This is a genomic window from Caulobacter sp. SRI_014, from assembly GCF_057586315.1.
In genome coordinates, this window is the sequence record NZ_JBYCZQ010000010.1 from 91,260 (window position 1) to 105,466 (window position 14,207).

At 68.5% G+C, this 14,207-nt stretch carries 13 protein-coding genes; 4 read left to right on the forward strand and 9 right to left on the reverse strand.

Annotated features, from left to right (window positions below; genetic code table 11):
• Nucleotides 1-2: 2 nt before the first annotated feature.
• From guaA to guaB, 3 genes are read right to left on the reverse strand one after another with little or no spacing between them, the layout of a single operon-like run.
• Complete coding sequence (guaA, locus tag AC2YG9_RS18660) at nucleotides 3-1,553, reverse strand: glutamine-hydrolyzing GMP synthase (RefSeq protein ID WP_487299499.1); 1,551 nt, start codon at nucleotides 1,551-1,553, stop codon at nucleotides 3-5.
• A complete protein-coding gene (locus tag AC2YG9_RS18665) occupies nucleotides 1,550-2,815 on the reverse strand; it encodes an RsmB/NOP family class I SAM-dependent RNA methyltransferase (protein WP_487299500.1) in 1,266 nt (421 codons plus the stop codon). Before AC2YG9_RS18665 ends, guaA begins: the two co-directional genes overlap by 4 nt.
• A gap of 18 nt (nucleotides 2,816-2,833) precedes the next feature.
• Entirely contained in the window at nucleotides 2,834-4,297 is a 1,464-nt protein-coding gene (gene guaB / locus AC2YG9_RS18670; RefSeq protein ID WP_487299501.1) for an IMP dehydrogenase, read from the reverse strand.
• A 149-nt stretch (nucleotides 4,298-4,446) separates the two neighbouring features.
• On the opposite strand from guaB, the gene AC2YG9_RS18675 reads away from it, so the two are divergent.
• Nucleotides 4,447-4,902 (forward strand): PA2169 family four-helix-bundle protein, encoded by a 456-nt coding sequence (locus tag AC2YG9_RS18675; protein ID WP_487299502.1) that lies wholly within the window; start codon nucleotides 4,447-4,449, stop codon nucleotides 4,900-4,902.
• A gap of 43 nt (nucleotides 4,903-4,945) precedes the next feature.
• Here AC2YG9_RS18675 and AC2YG9_RS18680 read toward each other — a convergent pair whose 3' ends face one another.
• Nucleotides 4,946-5,656, reverse strand: a complete 711-nt coding sequence (locus AC2YG9_RS18680; RefSeq protein WP_487299503.1) for an RlmE family RNA methyltransferase — start codon at nucleotides 5,654-5,656, stop codon at nucleotides 4,946-4,948.
• Nucleotides 5,653-6,756, reverse strand: coding sequence for a Ppx/GppA phosphatase family protein (locus AC2YG9_RS18685; RefSeq protein ID WP_487299504.1), 1,104 nt, complete (start codon nucleotides 6,754-6,756; stop codon nucleotides 5,653-5,655). The genes AC2YG9_RS18680 and AC2YG9_RS18685 overlap by 4 nt, the downstream gene beginning before the upstream one ends.
• A 159-nt stretch (nucleotides 6,757-6,915) precedes the next feature.
• Between AC2YG9_RS18685 and hspQ the strand changes: the two genes are divergently transcribed.
• Nucleotides 6,916-7,245 carry a heat shock protein HspQ gene (hspQ, locus tag AC2YG9_RS18690; RefSeq protein ID WP_487299505.1) on the forward strand — a complete coding sequence of 110 codons (330 nt, stop codon included), beginning with the start codon at nucleotides 6,916-6,918 and terminating at the stop codon, nucleotides 7,243-7,245.
• A gap of 101 nt (nucleotides 7,246-7,346) precedes the next feature.
• Nucleotides 7,347-8,216, forward strand: coding sequence for a phenylalanine 4-monooxygenase (phhA, locus tag AC2YG9_RS18695; protein ID WP_487299506.1), 870 nt, complete (start codon nucleotides 7,347-7,349; stop codon nucleotides 8,214-8,216).
• Here phhA and AC2YG9_RS18700 read toward each other — a convergent pair.
• Nucleotides 8,186-9,367 carry an acyltransferase family protein gene (locus tag AC2YG9_RS18700; protein ID WP_487299507.1) on the reverse strand — a complete coding sequence of 394 codons (1,182 nt, stop codon included), beginning with the start codon at nucleotides 9,365-9,367 and terminating at the stop codon, nucleotides 8,186-8,188. The genes phhA and AC2YG9_RS18700 overlap by 31 nt on opposite strands.
• 113 nt (nucleotides 9,368-9,480) lie before the next feature.
• Between AC2YG9_RS18700 and AC2YG9_RS18705 the strand changes: the two genes are divergently transcribed.
• Complete coding sequence (locus tag AC2YG9_RS18705) at nucleotides 9,481-10,314, forward strand: LytTR family DNA-binding domain-containing protein (RefSeq protein WP_487299508.1); 834 nt, start codon at nucleotides 9,481-9,483, stop codon at nucleotides 10,312-10,314.
• On the opposite strand, the gene AC2YG9_RS18710 is transcribed toward AC2YG9_RS18705, so the two are convergent.
• From AC2YG9_RS18710 to AC2YG9_RS18720, 3 genes are read right to left on the reverse strand one after another with little or no spacing between them, the layout of a single operon-like run.
• Entirely contained in the window at nucleotides 10,311-11,639 is a 1,329-nt protein-coding gene (locus AC2YG9_RS18710) for an N-succinylarginine dihydrolase (RefSeq protein WP_487299509.1), read from the reverse strand. The genes AC2YG9_RS18705 and AC2YG9_RS18710 overlap by 4 nt on opposite strands.
• Nucleotides 11,636-13,084: a succinylglutamate-semialdehyde dehydrogenase gene (astD, locus tag AC2YG9_RS18715; protein WP_487299510.1), complete on the reverse strand. Its 1,449-nt coding sequence runs from the start codon at nucleotides 13,082-13,084 to the stop codon at nucleotides 11,636-11,638. Before astD ends, AC2YG9_RS18710 begins: the two co-directional genes overlap by 4 nt.
• The gene (locus AC2YG9_RS18720; protein ID WP_487299511.1) at nucleotides 13,081-14,091 is read right to left on the reverse strand and encodes an arginine N-succinyltransferase; all 1,011 of its coding nucleotides are present in this window, start codon (nucleotides 14,089-14,091) and stop codon (nucleotides 13,081-13,083) included. The genes astD and AC2YG9_RS18720 overlap by 4 nt, the downstream gene beginning before the upstream one ends.
• Nucleotides 14,092-14,207: the final 116 nt, after the last annotated feature.

Here is a 14,207-nt window from a genome sequence, read left to right on the forward strand (position 1 = left end):
GCCTATTCCCATTCGATGGTGCCGGGCGGCTTCGACGTCACGTCGTAGACGACCCGGTTGACCCCGCGCACCTCGTTGATGATCCGCGTCGCCGTCCGGCCGAGCACCTCCCAGGGGAACTCGAAGAAGTCGGCCGTCATGCCGTCCGTCGAAGTCACGGCCCGCAGCGCCAGGACGTTCTCATAGGTGCGGGCATCGCCCATCACCCCCACCGTCTTGACCGGCAGCAGCACGGCGAAGGCCTGCCAGATCTTGTCGTAGAGCCCGGCCTTGCGGATCTCTTCCAGGTAGATGGCGTCGGCCTGCTGCAGGACCGTGACCTTCTCCGGCGTGATCTCGCCCGGAATACGGATGGCCAGGCCCGGCCCGGGGAACGGATGCCGACCCACGAAGTCCGGATGCAGGCCCAGCTCGACGCCCAGCACCCGCACCTCGTCCTTGAACAGCTCTCGCAGCGGCTCGACCAGCTTCAGCTTCATGTAGTCGGGCAGGCCCCCGACGTTGTGGTGGCTCTTGATCACCGCGCTGGGTCCGCCGCGCGCCGAGACGCTCTCGACCACGTCGGGATACAGGGTGCCCTGGGCCAGGAACTCGGCCCCTTCGATCTTCGCCGACTCCTTGTCGAAGACGTCGATGAACAGCTTGCCGATGATCTTGCGCTTGGTCTCCGGGTCGCTGACCCCGGCCAGCCCACCGAGAAATTCCTTCGATGCATCAACGTGCACGAGCGGAATATTATAGTGGTTCCTGAACAGGCTGACGACCTGGTCGCTCTCCCCCGACCGCATCAGGCCGGTGTCCACATAGACGCAGGTCAGCTGGTCGCCGATAGCCTCATGGATCAGCACCGCCGCCACCGAGCTGTCGACCCCGCCCGACAGGCCGCAGATCACCCGCCCCTTGCCGACCTGGGCCCGGATACGGGCGATGGCCTCATCCTTGAACGCCGCCATCGTCCAGTCGCCGGTCAGCCCGGCGATGCGATGGGTGAAGTTGCGGATCAGGGTCGCGCCGCGCGGCGTATGCGCCACCTCCGGGTGGAACTGCACGCCGTAGAAGCGTCGGGCCGGATCGGCGATCACCGCGAACGGCGAGCCCGGCGACGTCGCCAGAACCTCAAAGCCCGGCGGAATGGCGGTGATCTTGTCGCCATGGCTCATCCAGACGGTCTCATGATCGCCGATGTCGCCCAGGCCCTCGAGCAGTTCGCTGCTCTTCTGGATTTCGATCTCGGCCCGCCCGAACTCGCGGTGATGGCCGCTTTCGACCATCCCGCCCAGTTGGGCGCACATGGTCATCTCGCCGTAGCAGATGCCCAGCACAGGCACGCCCAACTCGAACAGGCGCTGGCTGGCGCGCGGCGTCTCGTCCTCATGGGCGCTGGCCGGACCGCCGGACAGGATCACCGCCGCCGGCTTGAAGTCGTCGAGGATGGCCTCGACCTTGTCGAACGGATGGATCTCGCAATAGACCCCGCTCTCCCGGACCCGGCGGGCGATGAGCTGGGTCACCTGGCTGCCAAAGTCGACGATGAGGACGGACTGGTGATTCATTTTTTGCGGTCCAGTAGAGCTGCGAAGAAGCCGTCGGTGCCGGCGGTGCGGGGCGACAGACGCAGGTAGCCCTGCGGCGTCGTGAAGTCGGGGAACAGGGTCAGCTTGCGCAGCTTGAAGCCGTCGTTGCGGGCCAGGAAAGCCTCGACCTGCTGCTCGTTCTCCTCGGCGAAGAAGGAGCAGGTGACGTAAACCATCCGGCCACCGGGCTTGACGAATTCGCTAGCCTGATCAAGCACCTTGCGCTGCTCGTTGAGACGCCGCTGCAGGGTGTCCGGGGTCAGCCGCCACTTGGCGTCGGGATGGCGCCGCCAGGTGCCCGAGCCGCTGCAGGGCGCATCGACGAACACCAGGTCCATCTCACCTTGCAGGCCGTTCAGCGGCTCCTTGTTCAGCGGCGTGCGCAGCTCGAGGTTCGTCACCCCGGCCCGCGTGGCGCGCGGAATGATGTCGGTCATCCGCCGGGCGTCACTGTCGTAGGCGTAGATCTTGCCGGTGTTGCCCATCGCCGCCGCCAGGGCCAGCGTCTTGCCGCCGCCGCCGGCGCAGTAGTCGAGCACCTGCTGGCCGGCCACGTCGCCGGCGCAGGCCGCCGCCATCTGGCTGCCGAGGTCCTGGACCTCGAACCAGCCCATCGCGAACGACGGATGGATTTCCACCGCCGCGGCCCGCTCGGCCGCCGCCGGAGCCGGCACGCGCAGGGCGTCGGGCAGCATGCCGGCCGGCTCGGCGCCCATGTCGTCCAGCGCCTTGAGCACCTCATAGGCGTCGCTCTTCAGCCGGTTGACCCGCAGATCGACCGGCGCGCGCTGGGCAAAGGCGATACCCTCCTCGACGCGGTCCTTGCCGAAGGTGCGGGCCATGCTGGCCTCGATCCAGTCGGGATAGTCGCCCTGCACATCGGCCTTGGCGCCCTTGAGGGACGGCTTGGCGTTGAGGGTGGCGATTTCGTGCTCGGTCAGCGGACCGGGCCCATGCGGATCGGCGCAGGCCTCGCCGAGCCGGTCCATCTCCCAGTCCCAGATCCAGCGCAGCGCCGCCAGGGCGCGAGCGCGATTGCTCTCCTCGCCCATCAGATGCGCCAACGACCGCTGCCGACGCAGCACGTCCAGCGCCAGCCCCGACACCCAGGCCCGGTCCTTGGACCCGGCATAGCGGGCCCCGTCGCTCCAGGTCTTCAGCGCCTGTCGAACCGGCTTGTGGCGCAGTTCGATGTCATCCAGCACCTGGATCGCCGCCGCGATGCGTCCGCCATCCCTCACTGGGTATCCTCACTCACGTCAATTGGAGCCCTGGTAGTTCGGGGCCTCCCTGGTGATCATCACGTCGTGGACATGGCTTTCGCGCAGGCCCGCGTTGGTAATCCGAACGAACTTCGCCCGCTCCCACAGGTCCGGGATGGTCGGCGCCCCCACATAGCCCATGGCGGCGCGCAGCCCCCCGACCATCTGGTGGATCACCGGCCCGATCGGACCCTTGTAGGGCGTCTGCCCCTCGATCCCCTCGGGGACCAGCTTCTGGGAGTCGGTGACTTCCTTCTGGAAGTAGCGGTCGGCGCTGCCGCGGGCCATGGCCCCCAGAGAGCCCATGCCCCGATAGCTCTTGTAGGAGCGGCCCTGGTAGAGGAACACCTCGCCGGGGCTCTCGTCGGTGCCGGCGAACATCGACCCCATCATGGCGCAGGAGGCCCCGACGGCGATGGCCTTGGCGAGGTCGCCCGACGACTTGATGCCACCATCGGCGATGATCGGCACGCCACTGTCGCGGCCGGCCCGCACGGCATTCTCGATGGCCGTCAGCTGCGGCACGCCGACGCCGGCGACGATCCGCGTCGTGCAGATCGAGCCCGGCCCGATGCCGACCTTCACCGCATCGGCCCCGGCGTCGATCAGGGCCATGGCCCCCTCGTAGGTCGCCACATTGCCGGCGACGATCTGCACCCGGTTGGTCTCGCGCTTCAATCGGGCAACCGCCTGGCTGACCTGCGAGGAGTGGCCGTGGGCGGTGTCGATGATGATCACATCGACGCCCGCATCGACCAACGCCAGCGACCGCTCGAACCCGGCGTCGCCGACGGTGGAGGCGGCGCCGACCAGCAGCCGGCCCTTCTCGTCCTTGGCGGCCAGCGGATGGGCCTGGGCCTTCTCGATGTCCTTGACGGTGATCAGCCCGACCGCGCGGCCCTCCTCGTCGACGACGATCAGCCGTTCCAGCTTGTGCCGGCGCAACAGTTCCTGGGCCTCGGCCCGCGACACGCCCTCGCGCACCGTGACCAGCCCATCGACCGTCATCAGCGCCGCCGCCGGGGTCATGGCGTTGCTTTCGAACCGCATGTCGCGGTTGGTCAGAATTCCGACGAGACGTCCGGAATCCGGCTCAACCACCGGAAATCCCGAGATTTTCCGTTGCGCCTTGATCTCGAGAATCTCGGACAATGTAGTCGTGGGATGGATGGTCAGCGGGTTGATGACCATCCCGCTCTCGTACCGCTTCACCTGCCGCACCTGGTCGGCCTGTTCGTCGACAGTCAGGTTGCGGTGCAGGATGCCCATGCCGCCGGCCTGGGCCATGGCGATGGCCAGGCGACCTTCGGTCACCGTGTCCATGGCGGCCGAAACCAGCGGGATGTTCAGCCCGATTTCACGCGTCAATTTCGTTTCGGTCGAAACCTGGGTCGGCATCACATCCGACGGACCGGGTTCAAGCAAAACATCGTCGAAGGTGAGCCCTTCGCGAATCTCCATGAGACTCTCCGTTTTGCGGGCCGCGTATGTGTCAGGCGGGGGGAGGAGTCAACCGCGCCGCCGTCACAAACGCCTTGGACCGGCTGGTTTCGGAACGCCGACGAGTCTGAAGGGTTCTGGTCGCTCCCCACAGTAACTGGAGCGTACCCATGCACAGCACCAACGACCACGCCGTCAAGGTTCTCAACAGCCTGATCGAGACCACCCTCGACAGCGCCAACGGCTACAAGGAAGCGGCCGAAAACGTCGAGAGCGGCGAATACCGCAGTATGTTCTCGGAGCGCTCGACCAAGCGCCTTGAACTGTCCCGCCGCCTGCAGGCGGAAGTCCGCACCTTCGGCGGCGAACCCGAGGACGACCAGTCCCTGGCCGGCAAACTGCACAACAAGTTCGTTGACCTGAAGGCCGCCCTCACCGGCGGTCCGAACGACAAGAGCGTCATCGACGAGGTCGAACGCGGCGAGGATGTCATCAAGGCCAAGTACGAGGCCGCCACCCGCGATGACGAACTGCCGACCGAACTGCGCTCGGTCATCACCGAGGCCTACCAGTCGGTCAAGCAGGACCACGACGACATCAGCCGCATCAAGCATTCGATGCACTGACGGGCCCGCCTCTCCGGGTCCCATTGGATCCGGGGAGGCGCCTTCAGGCGCCCTTGAACCCCGTCGCGGCCAGGAAGACCTCGGAGCTGTCCGCCCGGCTGGCCTTGGGCTTGATGTGCTGCACCTTCTCGAAGTGCTTCTTCAGCCGGGCGATGACCTCGGCCGTCTCGCCGCCCTGGAAGGCCTTGGCGATGAAGGAGCCGCCCGGCTTCAGGACCGAGACGGCGAAGTCCACCGCCAGTTCGATCAGGCCGACGATGCGGATGTGGTCGGTCTCCCGATGGCCAACGGTATTGGGCGCCATGTCCGACAGCACGATGTCCGGCTGCCCGCCGAGCAGTTCCATCAACCGGGGCCCACAGGCCGGGTCGGTGAAATCCATCTGGATGATGGTCGCCGGGCTCAAGGGGTCGACCTCCAGCAGGTCGACGCCGACCACCGGGCCCGCGCCGCGCTCGAGCGCGATCTGGATCCAACCGCCAGGCGCGCAGCCGAGGTCGATGATCTTCGTGCCCTTCTTGATCAGCTTCAGCTTGTCGTCGATCTCGCTCAGCTTGAAGGCCGCGCGGCTGCGATAGCCCTTGGCGCGGGCCTCGGCCGAGAAGGGATCGTTGATCTGGCGTTCCAGCCAGGCCTGCTGGCTGGGGGTGCGGCGGTAGGCCGTCTTCAGCCGGGCGGGCTTGTGGCGTCCCGCTTCAAGGCCGCCAGAGGGCGGCTTCACCATACGGCGGCGCGGGGGTTCTTCGTCGGTCATGCCGCCGCTTCTACAGGTCGCCGGCCCCTTCCGCCACGACGGCGACGGCGCGGGCGCTGTTCGCTCATCAGGCTCATCAGGATGCCCTCGCGCAATCCGCGGTCGGCGACCCGCACGCGGCTGCAGGGCCAAAGCTCCTGAACCGCCTGGAGGATGGCCGCTCCGGCCAGCACCAGGTCGGCGCGATCCGGCCCGATACAGGCCTGCGCCGCCCGCTCGGCCGGCGTCAGCGCGATCAGCCGGTCGGCCGCCGTCTCGCATTCGGCCCGGGTCATCCACATCCCGTCGACCCGGTTGCGGTCATAGCGCGGCAGGTTGAGGTGCAAGCCGGCGAGACTGGTGATCGCGCCCGAAGTCCCGACCATGTGGGCCCGATCCGCCTGAAACACCTCGCGCAGCGGCTCGGCGTGCGGAAAGGCGGCGAGAATCTCCTTCACCGCCTCGACCATCGACCGGAACCATGCCTCAGAGGCCTTCTCCCCCTCCGGAAACCGTTCGGCCAGGGTGACGACCCCGATCGGAATGGACAGCCAGGCCTTGATCGGCAACTTCCAGGCCGCGAACTGCCGAGGGCGCAGGTCCAGCCCCTGCCCTTTCAGATCGACCCACGACAGCTCGGTCGAACCGCCGCCGACATCCACGACCAGCGCCGCCTCGGCGGTGCGGTCCAGCAGGTTCACGCAGCCGGCCACCGACAGCTGGGCCTCTTCCTTGGGCGGAATGATCTGCAGCTTGAGGCCCGTCTCCTCGGCCACCCGCTGGATGAAGGCCGGCCCGTTCTCCGCCCCCCGGCAGGCCTGGGTCGCGATCGCCCGGAACCGCACGCATTTGCGCCGCCGCACCTTCTCGGCGCAGACGGTCAGGGCCGCCATCGCCCGTTCCATGGCGGCCTCGGACAGCCGGCCGGTCTGGGTCAGCCCCTCGCCCAGCCTGACAATGCGGGAATAGGCCTCGACGACGCGGAATCCGCCCGGCGTCGGGGTCGCCACCAGCAGGCGGCAGTTGTTCGTGCCCAGGTCGAGCGCCGCATAACACGGCGGTCCACCCTGCCCGCGCTGGCCCTGATCGGGCCGCGACCGGGCGCTTGGCGCCTCCGACATGGTTGTCACCTGTCTGCGCGGACGGCCGTGGATCGGCGCCCGGTTTCAAGGCGACCCTAGACCAGTTTGTCGCAGAGGGGGAACCCCGCCCTTGCCGACTCTTGCGTGATGACTACGTTCAGCATTCAGTCAGGCGTGGGGCGTAAGATGATCGGCACTATGAACACTCAGCTCGCCAAATTCGCCATTGGCCAGGTGGTCCGGCATCGGGTCTTCCCGTTCCGCGGGGTGATCTTCGACGTCGACCCGACCTTCGCCAATACCGAGGAATGGTGGAACTCCATTCCGGAAGACATCCGTCCGCGCAAGGACCAGCCGTTCTACCACCTGTTGGCCGAGAACGATCAGAACACCTACGTGGCCTATGTCTCCGAGCAGAACCTGCTGCCCGACGACACGGGCGAGCCGGTCGGCCACCCGCACACGGCCCTGATCTTCGACGGCTTCGAGGACGGCCACTACAACATGCGGCCGAGGGTCGCCCACTAAGGGCCCGTGGGCCACCAGGCGCGCAACATCCTTCCGCCGGATCGGCCAAACCCGGGCAAATCCGGCGGAACATTCCCCGCGACGCAACGTAATCTCTCCCCATGAGCGCTGATGGCTTTACCGCCGCGCCGCCCCCCGGGGCGCGCGAAGACTGGACGATCGACCAGGGCTGGGCCGACTACACGGCCGAGGAACACGCCACCTGGGACATCCTCTACGAACGCCAGGCGGCCCTGCTGCCGGGCTATGCCTGCGACGCGTTCCTGCACGGCCTCGAGGCCCTGAACCTGCATCGCGGCGGCATCCCGGATTTCAACGTCATCAATGTCGAACTCCAGCGACTGACCGGCTGGAGCGTCGTCGCCGTGCCGGGCCTGGTCCCCGACGAGGTCTTCTTCGACCACCTGGCCAACCGCCGTTTCCCGGCCGGCCAGTTCATCCGCAAGCGCGACCAGCTCGACTACCTGCAGGAACCGGACATCTTCCACGATGTCTTCGGCCACGTGCCGATGCTGACCGACCCGACCTTCGCCGACTACATGGAGGCCTACGGCAAGGGCGGCCAGCGGGCGACAGGGCTGGGGCGCCTGCACAATCTCGCCCGCCTCTACTGGTACACGGTCGAGTTCGGCCTGCTGGAAACCCCCAAGGGCCTGCGCATCTACGGGGCTGGTATCGTCTCCAGCCGCACCGAAAGCATCTTCGCCCTCGACGACGCCTCGCCCAACCGCATTGGCTTCGACCTGACGCGCACCATGCGCACGCCCTACCGCATCGACGATTTCCAGCAGGTCTACTTCGTCATCCCCAGCCTGCAGGCCCTGCTCGACGCGACCCTTCAGGACTTCGCCCCGATCTACGCCGAGCTGGAAACCGCCAGCGACGTGCCCATCGACGCGATCCTGCCCACGGACCGCGTCTTCACGGCAGGCAACCAGGCCTATGCGAAAGCCGGCGGCCGCCTGGGCTGAGGCTTCAGCCCGAACAGCGGCCTCAGCAACGGCGTGCGCCGCGCCACCTCGTTGGTCAGCAAACATCCGGCCACGGTGATGGCGATCAGCACCCCCGCTTCCAGCGGCTGCCAGAGCCCCAGCCTGTGCAGATGGTGGCCGGCCACGACGATCACCGTCTGGTGGATGATGTAGAAGGGAAACACCGCCAGGGTAAGCCAGGTCAGCACCGGCCCGCCTCGGGTCAGATGCCGCGCCCCGAACCCCAGCACCGCCGCGATCGCCATCCAGCTGTTCAGCGCATAGACGCAGCGCATCGCCATCCGCAGGGCCTCGGGCGGGGTGACGTCATCGCCCCGCCACATCCAGGCGTAGGTCGCCCAGCCTGCCCAGCTGACCAGCCAGAGGGCCAGCGCCACCCAGCGCGCCTTCTCGAACCCGGCCTTCACGCCCGCCGACCTCGCGGTCAGGAAACCGAACAGGAAGGCGCTCAGCGAGACGGCGTGGTTGTACCAGTCGTCGACTAGGGCATGGGTGACCTCGAACATCGGCAGCAGCACGACCCGCATCGCCGCCAGAACCACGACCGGCGTGGCGATCAGGGCCCAGGCCGGCATCCTGTCCAGCCCCCGCTCAGCCGCCTTGAAGGCCTTCGGCGCCAGCCACAGCAGCAGGGCCAGCAACAGGGTGTAGAGGAACAGGTAGGCGACGAACCACATGTGGTTCCAGGTCGGGGTGATCAGGCACTCGCCGTCCTTGCACCAGTGACCGGACGCGGTCAGGTACTTGCCCCAGAAGGTCAGATAGCTGTCGGCAAACCCCGGCGCCTTCTCGACCAGCTCGTAGTAGGACTGCGGCGGCACGATCAGAACCATGGCCAGGATCAGCGGCGGCAGCAGCCGCGCCGTGCGCAAACCGGCCAGGGCTCCGGGTTTCATCTTGTCGGCCATGAACCGCGTCGCCGCCCCCGAGACCAGGAACAGCAGGGTCAACCGCCAGGGATTGGTCAGCTGCATGACCGGCTCCAGCCATTCGACCGGCTGGGAGGTCTTCACGTGCCAGTCCCAGGGCACGTAGAACATGCCGACGTGGTAGAGGATCAGCAGGCCGAACGCCCCGACTCGGATCCAGTCGAGGTCGTGGCGGCGCTCAAGGGGAAGGTCGGAATTCACGGTATGGCTCCGGACAAGATCAGCGATGTCCTGGAGGGATGGCGCGGCCCCCGCCCCGTCGCCAAGGCCGCCGGGCTGTCCGGCCCCGCGCCGGTGACCAGCGGGAGGCGCCTGTGACGAACGGCGATCCATCCGGGACGAACACCACCGCCAAGGTCGCGGATGGCCGCGCCTTCTGGCTGTGCCTCGTCGGCGTGACCCTGTTCGTGGTCGCCCTGAACAGCGTCAACGTCCTGACCTTCATGGCCGACAACCCCGGCGAGCCGGCCCGGGGCGTGATCATCGGCGAGGCGTCCAGCGCCATTTCAGGCCTGGCGATGATCTGGCTGCCGTGGGTGGCGGTGCGCCATGTGCCGCTCAATACGCCGCCCTGGTGGCGGACCCTGGCCATCCACGCCGCCGTGCTGGTCCTCTTCTCCCTGGCCCACGTCGCCGGCTTCGTCCTGCTGCGCCTGCTGATCTGGCGCGCGCTCGGAGAGGACTATGATTTCGGCGCCTGGCTCGAGCGTTTCCCCTACGAACTGCGCAAGGACGCCGTCTCCTACAGCATCATCATGCTGGCCTTCTGGCTGGTCCGTGAGCGCATCGTCGGGGCCGCCGCGCCCGCGCCGACCAGCGAACCGGCCACCTTCGACATCCGCGACGGCGCCAAGCTCGTCCGCGCCAACCTGGCCGACATCCTTGCGGTGTCCTCAGCCGGCAACTACGCCGAGTTTCACCTGGCCGATGGCCGCAAGCCGCTGATGCGCGCCTCCCTGGCCAGCCTGGAGGCGAAACTGGCGGAGCAGGGTTTCGTGCGCACCCACCGATCCTGGCTGGTCAACGCCGCCCGCGTCACCGAGCTCAAGCCCGAGGGCAGCGGCGACTACGCCGTCACCCTCGGCGGCGTCGTGGCGCCGTTGTCGCGACGTTTCCCCGACGCCCTGGCCCGCCTGCGCGGCGGCTAGCGCTGAAACGGGTAGAAGCCCGAGCCCAGGCCCAGAATCTGCGTCAGCTCGTCCAGCGCCGTCCGGCTCTCGACCAGCATGGCCGGATCGGCCAGGTCGGCGGGCAGCAGGCGGTCGCGGTACCGCGACCCGGCCCAGGCCTCGAGCCGCGTCTGAAGCTCCGGCGTAAACCGCTGGCCGGCGTTGGTCGCCGCCAGTTCCGCATCGGTCAGCACCACCCGCAGCCGCAAGCAGGCCGGCCCGCCGCCGTTGCGCATCGACTGGCGGACGTCGACGTACTCGACCCGGCCGATCGGCCCGTTGCCGCTGACCAGCCCCTGCGCCACCGCATGGGCGCGCGGCGTCTCGGCCACCTCCATCGGCGCGATCAGGGTCAGGCGGTCCTCGCCCGGCAAGCCGATCAGCATTGAGTTGAAGAGATAGCTCTTCACCGCCTCGCCCAGCGGCAGGTCAGCCTCGGCCACCTCGACAAACACCGGCTCGAAGCCGGCCGCCGCCCGCACGTTGGCCTCCATCGCAGCGCGGTCCTCGAACGCCGCCTCATGGAAGAACAGGCACGCCTTCGCGCCGACACATACGACGTCGTTGTGGAATACCCCCGCCTCGATGGCCCGCCGCGCCTGCCGCGCGAACACAGCCCCGCCGGCGCCATGGCGCCGTTGCACCGCCTCGAACGCCTGCCGCGTCTGCCGCGCCGGGAACCGTCCCGACCAGCTCTCCCAGGCGTCCCGCCCCCAGACGAACAGATTGACCCCCGGCTCGCCATGCTCGGCGCAGAGCCGCACATGGTTGGCCGCGCCCTCGTCGGCAAAGTGCGGCTGGGCCGGCAGCGGGTCGTGCACCGCGAACCGCGCCTCGTCCGGAAACAGCGTCCGCAGGGCCCGCGCCGTCTGCGCCCCCTCCAGGCTGCGGTGCAGATTGGTCAGCAGGTTGGCCGGCGTGAAATGAACCCGCCCGTCGGCCGCATCGGCGCTCGGCGTCACCGTCGCTGCGTTGGCCGCCCACATCGGACTTGCCGAGCAGGCGGTGTTGAGCAGCTCCGGCGCCTCGCGCCCCACCGCCTCGATCACCGCGGCATCGGTCCCGCCAAACCCCAACGACCGCAGGAACCCAACATCCGGCCGCTCATGCGGCGGCAGCACGAACTGGGGCAGGCCCAGGTCGTGCAGCAGCCGCATCTTCGACAGCCCCTCGATCACCGCCCCCCGCGGGTTCGAGGCCTCTCCCTTGTGGATCTCGCTGGCCAGGTTGCCCGGCGCCAGCCCGGCGAAACTGTGCGTCGGCCCGACCAGCCCGTCGCAGTTGGCTTCGACGGCGGCGGTCATTTCAGCCCCTTGATCTCGCCCAGCGTCGAAACCACCCGGTCGGCCTCGAAACTGGCCACCGGATAGGCGCAGTAGTCGGCCGCGTAATAGGCGCTCGGCCGATGGTTGCCGCTGTCGCCCAGCCCGCCGAACGGCGCCGTGCCCGCCGCCCCGGTCGTCGGCCGGTTCCAGTTGGCCACCCCCGCCCGGATGCGGTTCTGGAACCGCGTCCACAAGCCGGCGTCATCGCTGATCAGCCCCGCCGACAGCCCATAGCGCGTGTGGTTGGCCAGGCTCATCGCCCCGTCGAACGTCGCCGCCCGCCGAACCTGCAGGATCGGCGCGAAGATCTCCTCGTCCGGCGTCTCGTGATGACCGACATCATAGATGCCCGGCGAGATGAAGGCGTCGCTCAGCCCCGCGATCTTTCCCGGAACGCGCAACGCCACGCCGCCCAGCTTCGCCGCCGCCTCGCGCGCCGCATTGGCCCCGCGCGCATGGATCAACGGCCCCATGAACGGCTCCTCGCCATTCCACGGCCCGATCCGCAACCGGTCGGTCAGCGCCAGCAGCGCCTCCAGCACGCCATCCCCCTCACGCCCCTCCGGCAACACCAGCCGCCGCGCGCAGGAACACCGCTGCCCCGTGGTGATGAACGCCGACTGCACGACCAGAGCCGCCGCCGCCTCCGCGTCCACCGCATCCCACACCACCAGCGGATTGTTCCCGCCCAGCTCCAGCGCCAGGATCACATGCGGCCGCTCGGCGAAATGCCGCCGGAAATACGCGCCCGCCGCCCCGGACCCCGTGAACAGCAGCCCGTCGATGTCCTGGTCGATCAGCGCCGCGCCCGTCTCACGCCCGCCCTGCACCAGGTTGAACACCCCTGCGGGCAAGTCGGCCTTCTCCAGCACCGACGCCATGATCTCCCCCGACCACGGCGTCTCTTCCGAGGGCTTGAACACCACCGTGTCCCCGGCCAGCAGCGCCGGCACGACATGGCCGTTGGGCAGATGGACCGGGAAATTGTACGGCCCCAGCACCGCCATCACCCCATGGGCCCGGTGACGCAGCACAGCCCGCCCAAACCCTGTGGCGCTCTCCTTCACCCCGGTCCGCTCGTCATAGGCGGCGATCGACGCATCGACCTTGGCGATCATCGAGCCGACCTCTGCCGTGGTTTCCCACAGCGCCTTGCCCGTCTCCCGCGCGATGGCCTCGGCGAAGGCCGGCTGAGCCGCCTTCAGCGCCGCCTGATAGCGCCGCATCGCCGCCACCCGCTCTTCCCGGGGCAGGTCGGCCCAGGGATGGAAGGCTGCCCGCGCCGCCGCCACCGCCGCGGCAACCTGGGCGCCGCTGGCCGCCGCGCCTTCCCAGACCACGGCCTCCGTCGCCGGATCGATGCTCGAAAAGCCCGCCGCCTCGCCCGCGGTCCACTTGCCGCCGATATACTGACCCTTGCTCACGACTTCACACTCACCGCTTCACCCTCGCCCAGCTGCAAGGCGTCCGCCGCCTCCCGGCTCATGATCGCCTTGACCCCGTCGACCAGCACCGGCGTCCGCACCGCCCGGAACGCCCCGATGGACGTCGTCGAGACCAGCGCCTCTTCCCCGTAGGCCTCTTCATCCGTGCCGATGGCCACGGTCAGCCGCCGCGCCTCCTTGACCGTCTTGATGTCGTCCCGGTGGCAGCTGACCGTCGGCCCCGCGTCGAACAGGTCGACCAGCCCGTGGAACCGGAACCCTTCCCGCTCCAGCATGGCCCGCGCCGCCTCGCCCTCGCGGTGGCACTTGCCGATCACCGCCCGCGCCTCCTGAGGCAACAGCCCGACATAGATCGGATGCCGGGGCGCCAGATCCAGGATGAACTGCCCGTTGGTCGAGGCGCTCATCCGGTCGGCCTCATCGAACTGCAGGGGGAAGAACCGCCCCGCCACATGCTCCCAGAACGGACAATGCCCGTCCTCGTCGAACCACCCGCGCAGCTCGGCCAGCACCATCTCGGCGAACCGCGCCGGCTCGATGCCGATCAGCATGTAGCGCGACTGGGCCAGCAGCCGCCCGGCCCCGCCCTTGCGCTTCTCGGGCCGCAGGAACAGCGAGCCGACCTCCGACCAGCCGGCGCATTCATTGACCATCACCAGCGCCTGGTGATCGAACCGCAGCTCCAGCGTCGGCGAAGACTGCGCCAGGGTCACGACCCGCAGGCTGAAGTGCGGCCGCTTCAGCCCCACCCCGGCCTTCACCCCCGCCACCCCGGCGATGGTCCCGTCGGCGGTATCCTCCAGCATCAGGGTGTACCAGGCCTCCGGCGGCGCCACCCCGCCGTCAAAGCTCGCCGCCGACAGGTCCAGCCGCTCGCGCAACGTCGGCTCGTCCTCGGGCAGGCTGGTAAACCCCCGCCCCGACAGCACGGCCAGCTCCATCAGCGTATCGAAATCCGAAGGCCCCGCGGGCCGCACCACCAACATCAAAACTCTCCAAACATCGTAGCAGCGCCGCACCGTCCCAAGCTCTGCCCCCGTGAAGCGGGGGGAGGACCGTTTTGGAGCGAGAGCGACAAAACAGGAGGGGGGAACCCCTGTGT

Excerpts from the sequence above, each read along its gene's own strand:
- guaA (WP_487299499.1), bottom strand. The coding sequence starts at position 1,553 with ATGAATCACCAGTCCGTCCTCATCGTCGACTTTGGCAGCCAGGTGACC.
- guaB (WP_487299501.1), bottom strand. The coding sequence starts at position 4,297 with ATGGAGATTCGCGAAGGGCTCACCTTCGACGATGTTTTGCTTGAACCC.
- AC2YG9_RS18675 (WP_487299502.1), top strand. The coding sequence starts at position 4,447 with ATGCACAGCACCAACGACCACGCCGTCAAGGTTCTCAACAGCCTGATC.
- AC2YG9_RS18680 (WP_487299503.1), bottom strand. The coding sequence starts at position 5,656 with ATGACCGACGAAGAACCCCCGCGCCGCCGTATGGTGAAGCCGCCCTCT.
- AC2YG9_RS18685 (WP_487299504.1), bottom strand. The coding sequence starts at position 6,756 with ATGTCGGAGGCGCCAAGCGCCCGGTCGCGGCCCGATCAGGGCCAGCGC.
- hspQ (WP_487299505.1), top strand. The coding sequence starts at position 6,916 with ATGAACACTCAGCTCGCCAAATTCGCCATTGGCCAGGTGGTCCGGCAT.
- phhA (WP_487299506.1), top strand. The coding sequence starts at position 7,347 with ATGAGCGCTGATGGCTTTACCGCCGCGCCGCCCCCCGGGGCGCGCGAA.
- AC2YG9_RS18710 (WP_487299509.1), bottom strand. The coding sequence starts at position 11,639 with ATGACCGCCGCCGTCGAAGCCAACTGCGACGGGCTGGTCGGGCCGACG.
- AC2YG9_RS18720 (WP_487299511.1), bottom strand. The coding sequence starts at position 14,091 with ATGTTGGTGGTGCGGCCCGCGGGGCCTTCGGATTTCGATACGCTGATG.